15 protein-coding genes are annotated in these 17,189 nt (G+C 69.8%); 12 read left to right on the top strand and 3 right to left on the bottom strand.

All coding sequences use genetic code 11. The annotated features are described in order from the left end of the window. Nucleotides 1-70 precede the first annotated feature (70 nt). Nucleotides 71-877, top strand: coding sequence for a sugar phosphate isomerase/epimerase family protein (locus tag SOM10_RS11200; RefSeq protein ID WP_230100357.1), 807 nt, complete (start codon nt 71-73; stop codon nt 875-877). Continuing rightward, complete coding sequence (locus tag SOM10_RS11195; RefSeq protein WP_053097175.1) at nt 877-2,016, top strand: Gfo/Idh/MocA family protein; 1,140 nt, start codon at nt 877-879, stop codon at nt 2,014-2,016. Before SOM10_RS11200 ends, SOM10_RS11195 begins: the two co-directional genes overlap by 1 nt. A 29-nt stretch (nt 2,017-2,045) precedes the next feature. Here the strand turns inward: SOM10_RS11195 and SOM10_RS11190 are convergent, their stop codons facing one another. Then, complete coding sequence (locus SOM10_RS11190) at nt 2,046-3,242, bottom strand: ROK family transcriptional regulator (RefSeq protein ID WP_056279954.1); 1,197 nt, start codon at nt 3,240-3,242, stop codon at nt 2,046-2,048. Between the two features lie 112 nt (nt 3,243-3,354). Between SOM10_RS11190 and SOM10_RS11185 the strand changes: the two genes are divergently transcribed. From SOM10_RS11185 to SOM10_RS11150, 8 genes are all read left to right on the top strand, one after another. Then, entirely contained in the window at nt 3,355-4,464 is a 1,110-nt protein-coding gene (locus SOM10_RS11185) for a Gfo/Idh/MocA family oxidoreductase (RefSeq protein ID WP_320490010.1), read from the top strand. Continuing rightward, nucleotides 4,461-5,969: a sugar ABC transporter ATP-binding protein gene (locus SOM10_RS11180; RefSeq protein ID WP_320490008.1), complete on the top strand. Its 1,509-nt coding sequence runs from the start codon at nt 4,461-4,463 to the stop codon at nt 5,967-5,969. Before SOM10_RS11185 ends, SOM10_RS11180 begins: the two co-directional genes overlap by 4 nt. Continuing rightward, a complete protein-coding gene (locus tag SOM10_RS11175) occupies nt 5,966-7,048 on the top strand; it encodes an ABC transporter permease (protein ID WP_056279956.1) in 1,083 nt (360 codons plus the stop codon). The genes SOM10_RS11180 and SOM10_RS11175 overlap by 4 nt, the downstream gene beginning before the upstream one ends. Then, nucleotides 7,045-8,094, top strand: coding sequence for an ABC transporter permease (locus SOM10_RS11170; protein ID WP_230100355.1), 1,050 nt, complete (start codon nt 7,045-7,047; stop codon nt 8,092-8,094). The genes SOM10_RS11175 and SOM10_RS11170 overlap by 4 nt, the downstream gene beginning before the upstream one ends. Before the next feature lie 14 nt (nt 8,095-8,108). Continuing rightward, nucleotides 8,109-9,305: a substrate-binding domain-containing protein gene (locus tag SOM10_RS11165; RefSeq protein ID WP_400341970.1), complete on the top strand. Its 1,197-nt coding sequence runs from the start codon at nt 8,109-8,111 to the stop codon at nt 9,303-9,305. A gap of 83 nt (nt 9,306-9,388) precedes the next feature. Further along, nucleotides 9,389-10,240: a sugar phosphate isomerase/epimerase gene (locus SOM10_RS11160; protein ID WP_320490003.1), complete on the top strand. Its 852-nt coding sequence runs from the start codon at nt 9,389-9,391 to the stop codon at nt 10,238-10,240. A gap of 27 nt (nt 10,241-10,267) precedes the next feature. Then, nucleotides 10,268-11,293 carry a sugar phosphate isomerase/epimerase family protein gene (locus SOM10_RS11155; RefSeq protein ID WP_320490002.1) on the top strand — a complete coding sequence of 342 codons (1,026 nt, stop codon included), beginning with the start codon at nt 10,268-10,270 and terminating at the stop codon, nt 11,291-11,293. Then, nucleotides 11,290-11,583 (top strand): Dabb family protein, encoded by a 294-nt coding sequence (locus SOM10_RS11150; protein WP_053097158.1) that lies wholly within the window; start codon nt 11,290-11,292, stop codon nt 11,581-11,583. The genes SOM10_RS11155 and SOM10_RS11150 overlap by 4 nt, the downstream gene beginning before the upstream one ends. A 21-nt stretch (nt 11,584-11,604) precedes the next feature. Here SOM10_RS11150 and SOM10_RS11145 read toward each other — a convergent pair whose 3' ends face one another. Together SOM10_RS11145 and SOM10_RS11140 are read right to left on the bottom strand one after the other, a co-directional pair. Beyond that, entirely contained in the window at nt 11,605-12,612 is a 1,008-nt protein-coding gene (locus SOM10_RS11145; protein WP_320490000.1) for an NYN domain-containing protein, read from the bottom strand. After that, complete coding sequence (locus SOM10_RS11140; protein ID WP_295101422.1) at nt 12,605-13,600, bottom strand: Gfo/Idh/MocA family protein; 996 nt, start codon at nt 13,598-13,600, stop codon at nt 12,605-12,607. Before SOM10_RS11140 ends, SOM10_RS11145 begins: the two co-directional genes overlap by 8 nt. A 340-nt stretch (nt 13,601-13,940) precedes the next feature. Here SOM10_RS11140 and SOM10_RS11135 point away from each other — a divergent pair, with 340 nt between their 5' ends. Next, entirely contained in the window at nt 13,941-15,368 is a 1,428-nt protein-coding gene (locus SOM10_RS11135; protein WP_320489999.1) for an NtaA/DmoA family FMN-dependent monooxygenase, read from the top strand. 164 nt (nt 15,369-15,532) lie between these two features. Beyond that, nucleotides 15,533-17,167, top strand: coding sequence for a TIGR04028 family ABC transporter substrate-binding protein (locus tag SOM10_RS11130; RefSeq protein WP_320489998.1), 1,635 nt, complete (start codon nt 15,533-15,535; stop codon nt 17,165-17,167). Nucleotides 17,168-17,189: the final 22 nt, after the last annotated feature.

Raw genomic sequence — 17,189 nt, 5'->3', positions numbered from 1 at the left:
TTTGGTGATAGCGTGCTCGGACAGACGGGTGAAGGCAGCCCGCACGTCACCGACGACCGAAGGAGACCCCGTGGCGATTCAGACTTCCATCCAGCTGTTCACGATCAAGGATCAGCTCGAGACCGACCTCGAAGGCTCGCTGAAAGAGGTGGCCGCCAGAGGCTTCACCGCCGTCGAGCCCTACGACTTCGTGCGCCGGGCTCAGCCGCTCGCCGACGCCCTGTCTGCGGCGGGCCTGACCGCTCCCTCCGGCCACGCATTCCTCGCCTCCGAGTCGTTCGTCAACCCGGACGGCAGTGGAACCACTCTTCCGGTGCCGTCGCCCGCCGAGGTGTTCGCCGCGGCGAAGGTGCTCGGCATGGGCACCGTCATCGACCCCTACACGGAGCCCGCGCGCTGGGAGTCGATCGAGCAGATCGAGGAGACCGCGCGCCTGCTCAACGAGGCGGCCGCCGTCGGCGCGACCGTCGACGTGCGCGTCGGCTACCACAACCACGCCCATGAGCTCGAGGCCGTCTTCGACGGCGTCACCGGACTCGAGGTGCTCGCCGGCCTGCTCGACGAGCGTGTCGTGCTCGAGGTCGACCTCTACTGGGTCGCACGCGGCGGGGTCGACCCGGTCGCCCTGCTGCAGCGCCTCGGGGACCGCGTGATCGCGGTGCACGCCAAGGACGGCACGCTCGATCCCGCGCTCCTGAGCGCCTACCCGCCCGCCGATCAGGTGGCAGCCGGTGAGGGCACCGTGCCGCTCATCGAGGCCATCGCGGCCGCCCCCGCTCTCGAGCTCGCGATCGTCGAGTTCGACCACTTCGACGGCGACCTCTGGGATGCGGTCGAGCGCAGCCGCGTCTACCTCGACGAGAAGGTCGCCGGCTGATGGCGATCGGCAACGGACCCGTCGGCGTCGGGATCATCGGCGCGGGCAACATCAGCGACCAGTACCTGTCGAACCTCACGACCTTCCCCGACGTGCGCGTGATCGCCGTCGGCGATCTGCTCGAGGACCGCGCGAAGGCGCAGGCCGAGAAGTACGGCGTTCCTCGCGCGGGCGGTGTCGAGCTCGTGCTGAACGACCCCGAGATCGACATCGTCGTGAACCTGACGATCCCCGCCGTGCACGTCGAGGTGTCGGAGGCGATCCTCGCCGCCGGCAAGCACGTGTGGACGGAGAAGCCGATCGGCGTCAGCCGCGACGAGTCGCAGCGCCTGCTGCAGAGGGCGGAGGCCGCCGGTCTCCGTGTCGGCGTCGCCCCCGACACCGTGCTCGGACCCGGCGTGCAGACCGCGAAGCGCGCGATCGCCCGCGGCGACATCGGTCGTCCCCTCTTCGCCCAGACCACGTTCCAGTGGCAGGGGCCGGAGATCTTCCATCCGAACCCCGCGTTCCTGTATGCCAAGGGTGCGGGTCCGCTGCTCGACATGGGGCCGTACTACGTCTCGGCGCTCGTGCACGTGTTCGGTCCGGTGGCGGCCGTCGCGGCCCTCGGGCTCCAGGGTGCTCCGACGCGCACGGTGCAGGTGGGAGAGCTCGCCGGACAGGAGTTCCCGGTCGAGATCCCGTCGACGTTGAGCGTGCTGATGGACTTCGAGCAGGGCGGACAGGCGCAGAGCCTCTACAGCACCGACTCGCCTCTGCTGCGCCAGGGCATCGTCGAGATCACGGGCACCGAGGGCACGATCGTGATCCCCGACCCCAACACGTTCGGCGGACCGATCACGATCACGCGACCGCTGTCCCGCGTGTTCGTGCCGCCGGAGCCGACCGTGCAGGACGTCGTCGACGTCGAGCAGGAGGGCGTGCTCTCGGGACGCGGCGTCGGTCTGCTGGACATGGCGCGGTCGATCGCCGCCGGCCGGACGCATGTCGCCACGGGGGAATTCGGCTATCACGTGCTCGACACGCTGCTGTCGATCGAAGAGGCCGCCGAATCGCGCAGCTTCGTGCAGGTCGAGAGCACGATCGACGAGGTGGGCTCGCTGGATGCCGACTTCGATCCCTTCGAGGCGACTCTCTGAGGTCAGCCGGTGTGGCGGCGGCGGTGCGGTCAGCGCGCCTTCGTCGCCACATAGCGGTCGACGTTCGCGGGTGAGAGCACCTCGCGGGCGACCATGATCGCGGCGCCCAGCACGGCGGCCCGGTCACCCGCCTGCGACTGCACGATGGCGAGGTGCTGGGTCGCCAGGGGGATGGATCGTCGATAGACGACCTCGCGCACCCCGGCGAGAAGGTGCTCGCCGGCGCGGGCGATGCTGCCGCCCAGCACGATGATCGACGGGTTGAGCAGATTGACGACGGTCGCGAGCACCTCGCCGACATCTCGGCCGGCCTGACGGGTCGCCTCGATCGCAGCGGCATTGCCCGAGCGGACGAGGTCGACCACATCTGCGGGACTGTGCGCCGCAAGCCCGGCCTCCCGCAGAGCTGCGGCCAGCGCCGACCCGCTCGCGAGCGCTTCGAGGTCGCGCTCGTCGCCGGGCTCCCTCGTCGAGCCTGCGCCGCTCGGCACCTGGACGTGCCCCAGATCGCCGGCCGATCCCTGCGCGCCGCGCTGCAGCTGTCCGCCGGCGATGATGCCGGACCCGATGCCGGTCGAGACCTTCACGAACACGAGGTCGTCGACGTGCGGCCACGTGGTGGCCTGCTCGCCGAGCGCGAGGATGTTCACGTCGTTGTCGACGAGCACCGGCACGTCGAACGTGCGCTGCACGTAGGCGGGGATGTCGAAGCGGTCCCAGCCGGGCATGATCGGCGGGTTGGTCGGTCGCCCGGTCGAATGCTCGACGGGACCCGGCACGCCGATGCCCACCCCGAGCAGCGGGATGCCGGCAGCGCGGGAGGCCTCGAGGAGAGCGCCCGCATCGTCGAGGATCAGATCGAGGAGGCTCTCGGGCCCGTCGCCGATGTCGATCGTGCGGGTGCGCGAGTCGAGGATCACGCCGGCGAGATCGGCGACGGCACTGGTGGCGTGAGTGGCACCGAGGTCGACGGCGAGCACGACTCCGGCACGGGAGTTGAAGGCGAGTCGCGCAGGCGGTCGGCCGCCCGTCGAGACCGCCTCGCCTGCCGGTCGCAGGAGGTCGGCGGCGAGCAGGGCATCGACCCGCAGCGCGACGGTCGACCGCGCGAGACCCGTGATGGTCGCGAGCTCGGCTTTGGTGCGGGCGGTGCCGTCGCGAAGGATCTGGAAGATCTCGCCCGCCCCGGGATTCGCTGCCGCGGCGGTGCGGAGTGCGTCGACCATTGCGTCAGTAAACCACAGACCTGCGCCATCGCTCGGTCGACTTCCGATTCGTTACGAAGAACTTTTGACGAATACCTAGCAAAAGTCGAGGAGCCGTGTCAGACTCACCGCCATGACAACGGATGTCACAGACACCGGTCTCGGGACGATCCGAGTCGGCATCCTCGGCGGGGGATTCATGGCTCGCGTGCATCGCACCGCGGCCAGGGACGCGGGAGGCGAGTTCCGCGCCGTCGCCACCGGCTCCGTCGCGGGCGGGCGTCAGGCCGCGGGCGAACTCGGCGCCGGGCGTGCTGAGGCCGATGCCGCCGCTCTCCTCGCGGCCGATGACATCGACGTCGTCCACATCTGCACCCCCAACGCCACGCACGCCGGACTTGCGCTGCGCGCGCTCGAAGCCGGCAAGCATGTCATCTGCGAGAAGCCCCTCGCCACGAACGCTGCGGACGCCCGTGAACTCGCACGGGTCGCCGGATCTCTCGGCCGCGTCACCGCGGTTCCCTTCGTCTACCGCTACCACCCGATGGTGCGGGAGGCGCGGGCCCGCGTCGCTCTGGGCGACATCGGAGAGCTCCTCACCCTCGACTGCTCGTACCTGCAGGACTGGATGCTCCTCTCCACGGACGATGACTGGCGGGTGCGGTCGGCATCCGGCGGGGCATCCCGGGCGTTCGCCGACATCGGCTCGCACCTCTGCGACCTCATCGAGTTCGTGACGGGCCAGCGGATCCGGTCGCTGAGCGCCCGCACCCGCCGGGTGTTCGCCGAGCGAGCCGGACGGGCGGTCGACACGGAGGACATCGTCGCGATCCTCGTCGAGACCGAGTCCGGTGCCCTGGGCACCCTGCTCGTCTCGCAGATGGCCGCCGGACGCAAGAACGCCCTGACTCTCGAACTCCACGGGACCAGGCAGACCCTGCGCTTCGAGCAGGAGCGCCCGGAGGAGCTGTGGATCGGCATGAGAGAGGAGTCCCGGCTGCTGCTGCGGGACCCCTCCACCGCATCGCCCGACTCGGCTCGTCTGCAGCGGGTGCCCTCGGGGCATGCCATGGGCTATCAGGACGCGTTCAACGGCTTCATCGCCGACGTGTATGCGGCGATCGGCGGCGCGACCCCCGACGGGCTGCCCACGTTCGAGGACGGTGTCCGCTCGGCGGTGCTCACCGAGGCGGTCCTCGCCTCGGCGGCCGCGGACGGACGATGGACGGAGGTGGCGGCATGACCGCGACGATCACACAGCCGGTGCTCGAGGTCTCGGGCATCCGCAAGTCGTTCTTCGGAGTGGAGGTGCTGAAGGGCATCGACTTCGATGTGCGTCCCGGGGAGGTGCACGGACTCGTCGGCGAGAACGGCGCGGGCAAGTCCACGCTCATGAAGATCATCGCCGGGGTGCAGCCCGCCGACGACGGCGTGGTGCGCTACCGCGGCGCGGAGGTGCGGCACGCGCACCCGCGGCAGGCGATGGACGACGGCATCGTGACCGTCTTCCAGGAGTTCACGCTGCTGCCCGAGCGCACGGTCGCGCAGAACGTGTATCTCGGACGTGAGCCCCGACGCGGCGGCTTCGTCGATCAGAAGGCGATGATCCGTCGCACCGGCCAGCTCCTCGCCGACCTCGGCGTCTCGTTCATCGACCCGCAGGCCCGGGTCGGTTCGCTGACCGTCGCCGAGCAGCAGATCGTCGAGATCGTCAAGGCGCTGTCGTTCGAGGCGCAGGTCATCTCGATGGACGAGCCCACCGCCGCGCTGAGCGACCGCGAGGTCGAGCTGCTGTACGCGATCATCCGCCGGCTCACGTCTCGCGGGGTGGCGGTGATCTACGTCTCGCACCGGCTCAAGGAGATCTTCGACCTGTGCGACCGCATCACGATCCTCAAAGACGGCGCTCTGGTCTCGACCGATGAGACGAGCGCCCTGACGACCGACGAACTCGTGCGCCGAATGGTCGGCCGATCCATCCAGTCGTACTACCCGGATGCCGTGGCCGGCACCGTCGTCGGCGAGCCGCGGCTCGAGCTCGACGGCTGCGGCAACGCCTTCGTCGACGGCGTCTCGCTCACCCTCCGCGCCGGGGAGATCGTCGGGATCGCCGGGCTCCAGGGGTCCGGACGCACCGAACTGGTCGAGGGGATCTTCGGCATCGACCCGTTCGTGCGGGGCTCGATGCGGGTCGACGGCTCATCGACGCGCATCACGAGCGCCAGGGCGGCGGTGCGCGCGGGACTCGCCCTCGTCTCGGAGGATCGCAAGGCCCAGGGACTGGCGCTCGGGCAGTCGGTGCTCGACAACACCCTGCTCGTGATCCGCAGCGTCTTCACCGCTCGCACCGCCTCGTCCCGTCGAGAGGTGCCCGGGGTGCTCAGCTCGCTGGAGATCAGCTCCCGCGGTCTCGACCAGGAGGTGCGCTTCCTCTCGGGCGGCAACCAGCAGAAGGTCGTGCTCGCCAAGTGGCTGCTCACACAGCCGCAGATCGTGCTCTTCGACGAGCCGACCCGCGGCATCGACGTCGGTGCGAAGTACGCGGTGTACCAGCTCATGCGCGACCTCGCGGCACAGGGCAAGGCGGTGCTGATGGTGTCGAGCGAGCTGCCGGAGGTGATCGGCATGAGCGATCGGATCCTCGTGATGCACGACGGCGAGCTGGTCGCCGAGCTGCCGGCGGGTTCCGCGGAGCACGAGATCCTCGGCGCAGCCACGGGCGCGACGGTCGACGGGGGTGCACGATGAAGAGACTTCGGATCGACTCGACCGTCATCGTGCTCGGGATCCTCATCCTGACGCTCATCGTCGGCGCCATCCTCGTCGGCACCGTCGGTCGCAACTTCTTCAGCCCCGGCAACATCCGCGACATCCTCACCGGCATGAGCGTCCTCGGGCTCGTCGCGATCGGGCAGACCCTCGTGGTGCTGGGCGCGTCGCTCGACCTGTCGGTGACCTACGTCGTGAGTCTGTCGAGCCTCCTGGCGGCGACGATCATGAACGGCAACCCCGGGAACATCCCGGCCGCGGTCTCGATCACTCTGCTCGTCTGCGCCGGGATCGGTCTGGTCAACGGACTCATCGTCACCGTGCTGAAGGTCAACGGGTTCATCGCGACGCTCGGCGTGGGGCTGATCCTGCAGGGGATCCTGAACACCAACTTCGAGGGCTCGGCGGGCAGCGTGCCGTGGGAGTTCCAGCTCATCGGCGCCACCGGAGTCGGGCCCGTGCCGGTGTCGACGATCATCATGATCGCGCTCGCCGTCGTCGTCTGGCTGCTGCTGAACCGCACGCGCACCGGCGCCCACCTGTATGCGGTCGGCGGCGACCCCGAGATCGCGCGCCTGTCGGGTGTGCGCACCCGCCCGCCGCTGATCGCCGCGCACGTGCTGTGCTCCGTCTTCGCGGGCCTCGCCGGCCTGCTGCTCGCCAGCCGTCTCGGCGTCGGCAGTCCCACGGTCGGCCAGCAGGGCGGCTACGCGCTGCTGTCGATCGCGGCCGTCGTGCTCGGAGGCACCCTGCTGCTCGGCGGACGCGGTTCGATCTGGGGTGCCATCGGCGGCGTCGCGATCCTCGCGGTCGTCGACAACGTGATGAGCGTCATGCAGGTCAACCCGTTCCTGAAGGACGTCGTCCGCGGCGTGGTGATCGTCGCCGCGGTGGCCGTCTACAGTCGTCGGTCGATCGTCAGTCGCCGTCCGCGCTTCGGCGCCGGCGGCACGAGAACCGGGGGAGACGACGCCGCCAAGGCGGCCGAGTCCGAGATGGCGGCCGCAGCATCCGAACTCGCCGATACGAGCACCGTGGCGGAAGGAGGCCGGTCGTGAACGCTCTGCGCACACTCGTGAGCCCGCGGGGCGCGGTGTTCCTGCTGCTGGTGATCCTGCTCGTCGCCGTCATGATCCTCAACCCGAGCTTCGCGGAGCCGGGGCAGTTCATGAGGTTCATCCAGCGCGTCGCACCGATCGCCATCGTCGCGATCGGCCAGTACTTCGTCATCATCGCGGGCGAGTTCGACCTGTCGCAGGGCTCGCTGATCACCGCGCAGGTGATCGTCGCCGGCAACCTCGTCGGGCAGGACGACTCCCGCACCGTGCCCGTGCTGCTGCTGATGATCGTCTTCGGGGTGGTCGTCGGACTCGTGAACGGTGTCATCACCACGCTGCTCAAGGTGCCCTCCTTCATCGTCACGCTGGGCATGATGCTCGCCCTTCTCGGCGGCGTCATGTGGTGGACCGGGGGAGCGGCCACGGGCAACCCGGCTGACAGCTTCCGCGAGATCGGTCGTGGCGGCATCCGTGACGTGCCGGTGCTCGAGTTCATCCCCTGGGCGGTGTTCATCCTGATCGGGTGGCTCGCGCTGGGCATCTGGATCACCAAGCGCCCGCTCGGCAAGCTCCTCATCGCGGTCGGCGACAACTCGACCGCGGTCGACTTCGCCGGCGCGCGCAGCGCCTGGGTGACGACACGGGCGTTCGTGATCTCGTCGCTCTCGGCCACGCTCTCCGCCGTGCTGCTCGTGGGGTACGCCGGGGTGCATCCCTCGGTCGGCCGCGGCTACGAGTTCGTCGCCATCACCGCCGTCGTCCTCGGCGGGGTCGTGCTCGGCGGAGGCCGGGGATGGATCGTCGCGGCGGCGGCGGGAGCCTTCGCGCTCGAGGCCCTCTTCATGCTGCTGAACATCGCGGGGGTCCCTTCGACGCTGCGAGACGCCGTGCAGGGCGTGATCATCATCGCCGCAGTGGCGTACTCCGCGGTCGCCTTCCGGGCACGGCGCCGACGAGGCCCGCAGCCGTCTCCGGACGTTCCGCGCACAGAGACCTCAGAACCCGTAACAACCAGCACCATCCACACAGAAACCAGAGGAGATTAGCAATGCGACGATCGATGAAGATCGCCACCGCAGGGGTGGCTCTCTTCGGCCTCATCGCGCTCGCCGGGTGTACGACAGACCCGTCCGTGGCGCCGGCGGAGTCGGAGAACCCGGAGGAGTCGGCCGAGACCACCGAATGGTTCGACCAGGAGCTGTTCGACAAGCAGATGGAGGAGCGGGGTGTCGAGCCCCAGGGGCCGGCGACCGAGCCGTATCTCCAGCACATCAACGCCGAGATGGTCGACACGTCGGAGTTCGCCAGCGAGGGGCCCAAGAAGGCCTGCTTCGCGAACGCCTCGATCTCGAACCCGTGGCGGCAGACGGGCTGGATCACGATGAACGAGCAGCTCAAGTCGCTGCAGGAGGCCGGTGCGATCAGCGAGATGGAGACCCGCGACGCGCAGGATTCGGATGACACGCAGATCGCGGACATCGACTACTTCATCTCCGAGGGCGGCTGCGACGTCTTCCTCATCTCGCCCAACAGCACCGCGGCGATGACGCCGGCCGTCGAGCGCGCATGCGAGACCGGCAAGCCGGTGATCGTGTTCGACCGCGGCGTCGACACCGACTGCCCGGTCACGTTCATCCACCCGATCGGCGGATTCGCGTGGGGCATCGACACGGCCGAGTTCCTCATCGACAACCTCGAAGAGGGCGACAAGGTCGTGGCGCTGCGCATCCTCCCCGGAGTCGACGTGCTCGAGCACCGGTGGGCCGCTGCGGAGAAGCTCTTCGACGAGGCGGGGATCGAGGCCGTGGACTACTTCACGGGCGCCGACCCCGCGGAGATCAAGAGCATCATCAGCGACGAGCTCGCCAAGGGCGACGTGCAGGGAATCTGGATGGATGCCGGTGACGGCGCTGTCGCCGCGATCGAGGCCTTCGAGGATGCCGGCGCCGACTACCCGGTGATGACCGGCGAGGACGAGATGAGCTTCCTCCGCAAGTGGAAGGACACGGGTCTCACGGGCCTCGCCCCGGTGTACTCGAACTTCCAGTGGCGCACGCCGCTGCTCGCCGCGCAGATGATCTTCGCCGGCGAAGAGGTTCCGAAGGAGTGGGTGCTCCCGCAGAAGCCGATCACCGAAGCAGAGCTCGACGACTACCTCGCCGCCAACGAGGGAATGCCGGACGGGCACTACGCGAAGTTCGGCGGGGAGAACCTTCCCGGTTACCCGACCGTCTGGCAGGAACGCCAGATCCCGTAACCCGCGGTGATGCTCCCACCCTTCCCCTCTGCGCCTCGCGGATGGGAGGGTGGGAGCACTCGCGTCATCCCCGAAGGAGCAGGATGCCTCGCACGATCGCCGTCAACACGTGGGTGTGGACGTCTCCACTGACCGACGCGACTCTCGAGCCGCTCGCGCGGAAGGCGGCGGGGATGGGGTATCAGGCGCTCGAGCTTCCGCTCGAGAGCGTCGGGGACTGGGATCCGGCGCGAGCCCGCGACGTGCTCGACGACCTCGGCCTCGCCTCGATCGTCGTCGGGGCCATGGGCCCTCAGCGCTCGCTGCTCGCGCAGGCCGGTGACGTCGGGGCCACGCAGGACTACCTGCGCTCGTGCATCGCGGCGGCCGCGACGCTCGGTTCCGCGGTCGTCGCCGGTCCCTTCTACGCACCCACCGGGGCGACCTGGCGGATGTCCGTCGAGGACCGTTCGCGAGTGGTGCGCGAGCTGCGCACGAACCTCGAGCCGGTCGCGGCCGAGGCCGCCTCCGCCGGGATCACCCTGGCCGTCGAACCGCTCAACCGCTACGAGACGAGCGTGCTCAACACGGTCGAGCAGAGCCTCGACGCGCTCGCACCCCTGCTCGGTGCGGGCATCGGGCTCGCGCTCGACACCTACCACCTCAACATCGAGGAGAAGAAGCCCGCGGAGGCCATCCGCGCGGCGGGCTCGGCGATCGCGCACGTGCAGGTGTGCGGCAGCGATCGGGGCACCGTGGGCGACGACCACACGGACTGGCCGGAGATCCTCCGGGCCCTCGACGAGGCGGACTATCGAGGGCCGCTCGGGCTGGAGAGCTTCACGGGCGAGAACGCGACGATAGCCGTCGCCGCATCCGTCTGGCGACCACTCGCGGCGAGCCAGGACGCGCTCGCCGCCCGCAGCATCCAGGCGCTGAGAGCGCTCGGCACCTGACCCGTCACGCGATACGAAGGAGTGTCCATGACCACGCACCCGGTCACCCTGTTCACCGGCCAGTGGGCCGATCTGCCGTTCGAGGAGGTCGCCCGGCTGGCGGCCGAGTGGGGATACGACGGCCTCGAGGTCGCAGCATCCGGCGACCATCTCGACCTGCGGCGAGCCGACGAGGACGACGCCTACGTCGCCTCGCGCCGCGAGATCCTCGACCGGCACGGTCTGCAGATCTTCGCGATCTCGAACCATCTCGCGGGCCAGGCGGTGTGCGACGCCCCCATCGACTTCCGTCACCAGGCGATCCTGCGCGACTACGTGTGGGGCGACGGCGACTCCGAGGGCGTGCGCGCCCGTGCGGCGGACGACATGAAGCGGGCGGCGCGGGTCGCGCGCAAGCTCGACGTCGACACCGTCGTCGGGTTCACCGGCTCATCGATCTGGCCCTATGTGGCGATGTTCCCGCCAGTACCGGCATCCGTCATCGAAGGCGGGTTCGAGGACTTCGCCGCGCGCTGGAACCCGATCCTCGACGTGTTCGACGGCGAGGGCGTGCGGTTCGCGCACGAAGTGCACCCCGGTGAGATCGCCTACGACTACTGGTCGTCCGTGCGGGCGCTGGAGGCGATCGAGCACCGTGGGGCGTTCGGATTCAACTGGGACCCGTCGCACATGATGTGGCAGAACATCGATCCCGTCGGGTTCATCGTCGACTTCGCCGACCGGATCTACCACGTGGACTGCAAGGACACCCGGATGCGACCGCACAACGGGCGTGCGGGCGTGCTCGGATCGCATCTGCCGTGGGGCGACCCGCGACGCGGGTGGGACTTCGTCTCGACCGGCCACGGCGACGTGCCCTGGGAGGACGCGTTCCGCGCGCTCGAGGCGATCGGATACGACGGCCCTATCTCGATCGAATGGGAGGACGCGGGAATGGACCGCCTGCACGGCGCGCCGGAGGCCCTCGCTTACGTGCGGTCGCTGCTCTGGCCCGCGCCCACCGCCGCGTTCGACGCCGCCTTCAGCAGCCAGCAGACCGGAGATCCCGCATGACCATCCAGCACACCGTCGTCTTCCGCCTCGTGCACGAGGCGGGCAGCCCCGAGGAGCGCGAGTTCCTCGCGACGGGCAGAGCGGTGCTCACGTCGATCCCCGGTGTCGAGGACTTCACGATCCGTCGCCAGGTGAGCCCGAAGAGCGACCTCGAGCATCAGTTCTCGATGGTGTTCCGCGACCGCGATGCGTACCGCTCCTACGACGCGCACCCCGCGCACACCGCGTTTGTCTCGGAACGCTGGGTGCCCGAGGTCGCGGCGTTCCAGGAGTATGACTTCGAGGAGTGACGACGTGACCGGCGGCGCGGATCAGACCGAGTCGCGCAGCTTCACCAGGCGCTCGTGGCCGGTCTCCTCGAGCTCCGCGATGCTCTCGCGCGACTTGAGGAAGTCCGAGAACGAGCGGTAGCCGAGGGCCTTCTCGCTGAACGACGGGTCCATGCGACGCATGTGCGTCTTCACCGCCGAGCTGTGCAGCCACTCGTCGGCATCGGCCTTGTCGTGCCCGAGGCGCAGCGCGCGATGCAGCAGCTCCGTCGCCTCGCCCTGCTCGGTGCCCTCTCCGTGCTCGTCGAGCTTCGCGGACGACGACGGTGCCGCAGCGGTCGCCGCTGCGGCGGCCTTCGCCTTGGCGGCCTTCGTCGGCGGTCGCGACTTGGCCTTCGCGGCGGGCTCGGCGGCCGGCTCGGCCACAGGCTCGACGGCGACCTCGGGAACGGTGACGACGGGCGCGGGCGCGGTCTTGCTCGGGCGCACCACACCGGGAAGCGAGTCGTACGCCTCGAACTCGTCGCACGCGGCGGCGAGGGACTTCGCGGTGGACCCCGCGACGCCGACGCCGATGACGTAGCGACCCAGACGCTTGCAGCGCTGTGCGAGCGGGACGTAGTCGCTGTCTCCGGCGACGATCACGACGTGCGTGAGGTCGGGCAGACGGAACATGTCCTCGACCGCGTCGACGGCGAGGCGGATGTCCGCGCCGTTCTTCGCGTAGGCGGCGGCCGGGAACAGCTGCACGAGGTCGACGGCGCGGGCCACGAGCTGCGACCGGTAGACCGCGTTCACGGGCGACGACCAGTCGGCGTACGCCCGGGTGAGCACGAGCGTGCCGAAGGAGGCCGCGTAGTCGATGATCGCGCCGACCTCGATCATGGCGCGGGACAGCCGCTCCGTGACCTCCGGATCGGTCGGGTTCTCGGTGATCCGCTGGCGGTCCTTGCCATAGGCGTTCCGTCCGTGAACACGGTCGTACCAGGAGATGACGATGTTGTCGAAGTCCAGGTAGACGGCGACGCGGGCGTCGGTGGCCTCAGCCATGGTTCACTCCTTCGCGCGGGTAGCGCACGCCGATCTGCGCGCGGATCTCGTCGAGGGTGCCCATGATCGCGACGCTCTCGGCGATCGGCAGGATGTCGCCCTCGAGCACGCCGTCACCCACGAGGCGCTCGGCCGCGAGGGCCTGGTACTGCATGCCGCGACCGTCGACCTCGGACACATACTCCTCGACGACCGTGCCGTCCGGCTGCACGACGCGGAACGTGGTGGGGGTGTACCAGACGCGGTCGAGGTCGATGCGCGCCGTCGTGCCGATGATGCTCGCGGCGTTGGGGCCGGCGGCACGCGACGACGAGAGCGTCGTCGAGATCGCTCCGCCGTCGTGGGTCATGACGGTGGCGACCTCGGCATCCGCTCCGGTCTCGATCAGGCGGCCGACGGCGTGGATGCCGGTCGGGGCGCCGAGGATGTCCCACACGAAGGAGATCGGGTAGATCCCGAGGTCGAGGAGGGCACCGCCGCCGAGCTCGAGGGCGTTGAGACGGTGCTCGGGGTCGGAGGGGAGCAGCTGGGTGTGGTCGGCGCTCACGGCGCGGATCTCACCGAGGGTCCCGGCGGCGATGATCTCGCGGATGCGGACCATGTGCGGCAGGTAGCGCGTCCACATCGCCTCCATCGCGAGCAGGCCCCGATCGGCGGCCAGACGCTGCAGGTCCTCCGCCTCCGAGCGGTTGAGGGTGAACGCCTTCTCGACCAGCACGTGCTTGCCGGCTTCGAGCGCGAGGCGGGCGTTCTCGTGATGCATCGGGTGCGGGGTCGAGACGTAGATGATGTCGACCTCGGGGTCGGCGACGAGCGCCTCGTACGAGGGATGCGCGCGCGGGATGTCGAAGCGGGCGGCGAAGGCGTCGGCCGATTCCTGCGAGCGCGAGCCGACCGCCACGAGATCGAGCCCTGCGGTGCGCAGATCGGATGCGAACGCGCCGGCGATGCCGCCGGTCGCGAGGATTCCCCAACGAAGACCAGTCATCATCTCAGCGTAGGGGGTGGAGGCTGAGCACGGGGTGTTCGGACCAGGGCATCCGGGGGCGGCCGGAACGGATGCCGTTCAGACGAGCGCGAGCGCGCGGTCGAGGTCGGCGATCAGATCGCTCGGATCCTCGAGCCCGGCCGACAGGCGGATCGTGGCGAACTCGATCATGCGGTCACCACTGCGGTGCTCAGAGCGCGGGGGAGGAGGTCGAGGTCATGGTCCCATCCTCCGATCGGGCTCCGACACTCGGGGAGGATGTGTCGCCGTGTTGCGATCCGTTTCGCTGCGCTTCCCCGCCGATTGGCCCGCTGCCGAGCCCGCTCATACTTTCGGGTGCATGACCGAACCCCTCATCATCGGCGCCATGGTGCGCACTCTCGGCGCGTATCCCTCCGGCTGGCGTCAGCCGGGCGCGCATCGCGACCCCTCGGCCGATGCCGAGATCCTCCGTCGCATCGCGCGAGAGGGAGAGGACGCGGGGCTCGACTACCTGTTCTTCGGCGATTGGCTGGCCACCGGGCCGGACCTCGAATTCCGCGACCCGTACCTGCTCGCGCGGATCGATCCGGTGAGCGCCGTGCTGTACCTCGCCGGGGTCACCTCTCGCATCGGCCTCATCGCGACGGTGAACACGACCTACGCCGATCCGTATGCGACGGCGCGCTCGCTCGCATCCCTCGACCTGCTGACAGGCGGTCGCGCCGGCGTCAACCTCGTCACCGGAGCCGAGCCACGAGCCGCGGGTAACCACGGTCGCGATGCGCACGCCGACAACGAGAGCCGATACGACCGCGCGGAGGAGTTCGTCGTCGCCCTGCGCCGTCTGTGGGACTCGTGGAGCGAGGACGCCTGGATCGCGGATGCCGCACGCGGCGTGCTCATCGACCCGGACGGGCTCCGGGGTGCGGACCTCCGGGGCGAGCACGTGCGCGTCTCCGGGCCGCTGAACGTCGCCCGCCCGCCGCAGGGGCGGATCCCTCTCGTGCACGCCGGCACCTCGCCGCGGTCGCGCGCGCTCGCCGCGACCGAGGCCGATCTCGCGCTCATCGCCGCCCCGAACATCGCCGATGCGATCGCCACACGGCGGCAGCTGCGCGAGATCGCGCTCCGATCAGGCCGCTCGCCCGGGGGGCTGGCGGTGATCGCGCCCGTGCTTCCTGTGGTCGCACCGACGGATGCCGACGCTCACCGCATCGTCGAACGGCTGCTCGCGCTCGTCCCGCTCGACGAGGGGCATCAGTCGTCCCGCACGGCATTCCCCGCGAACAGATCGGTCGCCGCGCTGGCCGACGCCCTGGGCGTCGGTGCCGACGACCCGCTGCGTTCCGCCGGCTTCGACGAGGTCGTGACCCGCGATCAGGCCGGGCGCCTCGGGGAGGCAGGGCAGGCGCTGATCGAGCGCCTGCGACTCATCGCCGGACTCCGCGTCGGGGATGACGGCGAGACGGCGCTGACCTGGCGCCACCTCGTCGCGGCCCATGCCGTGCCCGCCGCATTCGTGGTCGGCGACGCCGCGACGATCGCGGACCACTTCGAGACCTGGCGCGACCAGGGTGCAGCCGACGGGTTCAACGTGCTCTCCGCGTTCCAGCCCGCACAGTTCGAGGCCTTCACCCGCCTCGCCGCGCCCGAACTGCGTCGACGGGGCCTGCTCGGTCGCAGCGACGGAGCGCCCGCCCCGCTGCGGGACCGTCTCGGCGTCGGCGGGGGAGTCGGTATCGGCGGGGGCGAGCAGCGTGCCGCATCATCGCTTCTCGTCCGCTGAACCGCGTCATCCATTACGTCGGATTGCGTCTGGTGACCCGTCATGACGTCTCGTGACAGGCCGGGTCCGCACATGACAGCCCCATTCGCGTCACGACCGTGAGAGTCCCTAGCGTGACGTTCACCCGCACACCGAACCACAGCATCCCGTCCAGGAGGACCCGCATGAACCGCCGTCTCATCCGCGCAGCCGCCGTCGCGCTTCCGCTCGTCCTTGCGGCGGGACTCGCCGCCTGCGCGTCCTCGCCGGCCCCGAGCGGCGCCTCCGCCGACGCGGGCGACCCCGTCACCGGGGGAACGCTGACCTATCTGGAGCACCAGACCTTCACGAACCTCTACCCGCCGCAGGCCGGGTTCTACCCGAACGGAGGCGTGGTCAACAACATCGCCGCCCGCCTGACGTGGCAGAACCCCGACTCGCTCGAGATCGAGCCGTGGATCGCCTCGGCCTGGACCGTGAACGACGACGCCACCGAGTACACGTTCGACCTGCGCCCCGACGTCACCTTCTCGGACGGGACGCCGCTGGACGCCGCGGCCGTGGCGAAGAACTTCGACACGTACGGCCTCGGCGACCCCGAGCGCGGCCTCACGGTCTCCGAGGCGATCAACAACTACGCCTCGAGCGAGGTCGTCGACGACGACACGGTCACCTTCCGCTTCTCGGCCCCGGCCCCCGGGTTCCTGCAGGCGACGTCGACCATCAACTCCGGCCTGCTCTCGCCCGAGACGCTCGACGGCACCATCGAGGACTTCGGGGCGGGCAACGCCGAGGAGATCATCGGCGCCGGGCCCTTCACCCTCACCGACGAGAAGCTGGGCACCGAGTTCACCCTCGCCGCCCGCGAGGACTACGCGTGGGCGCCGGAGAGCGCCGAGAACCAGGGCCGTCCGTACGTCGACGCCGTGCACGTGCTCGTCACCCCCGAGGACTCCGTGCGCATCGGATCGCTGCTCGCGGGTCAGGCCGACTACGTCCGCTACGTGCAGGCCTTCGACGAGGACCGGGTCGAGAGCTCGGGCTTCACGCTGTACGCACCGCAGACGCGTGGCGTCAACAACTCCATCTCGCTGCGTCCCGAGAACCCGCTGCTGAGCGACATCAGGGTGCGTCAGGCGCTCGTCGCCGCGGTCGACGCCCAGGAGGTCGTCGACACCCTGTTCACCGAGAACTACCCCGTCGCGACCTCGGTGCTGTCGCAGGAGGCGCTCGGATACAAGGACGAGTCGGAGCACTACGCATACGACCCCGACAAGGCCGAGAGGCTGCTCGACGAGGCGGGCTGGACGGCCGGGGCCGACGGCATCCGCGAGAAGGACGGCGAGCGCCTCGCGATCACCGTGTACGAGGCCGCACCGCAGCCGCTGTCGAAGCAGACGCTCGAGCTCGTCGCCCAGCAGCTCGCGAAGGTCGGTGTGGAGCTCACGGTCAAGCCGGCGGATGCCGGGTCGTATGCCGAGGACACCCGTGACCCGCTCAAGACGGGCTTCTACCACTCGATGGTCGGCCGCGCCGACTTCGACGTGATCAAGAGCCAGTACTACACGAAGAACCGTGACGCGCTGATCTCGAACGACGCCGAGCTCGACGCCCTGCTCGAGGCGGTCGCCTCGGAGCCGGACACCGAGAAGCGAGCGGCGGCCTCGCAGGCCGTGCAGGACTACATCGCCGAGCAGGCCTACGTCATCCCGCTGTTCGAGGAGCCGCAGGTCTACGGCGCCGCCACCTACGTGCACGGTGTGGACTTCGAGTCGGTCGGTCGCCCCACCTTCTCGGGCGTCTGGCTCGCCGAGCACTGAGCATGACTGAGACGGTGCACCG

It is taken from the genome of Microbacterium sp. CFBP9023 (genome assembly GCF_034045055.1).
GTDB lineage: Bacteria > Actinomycetota > Actinomycetes > Actinomycetales > Microbacteriaceae > Microbacterium.
Note: the sequence above shows the minus strand (reverse complement) of the source record. Positions and strands in the feature narration are given on the sequence as shown.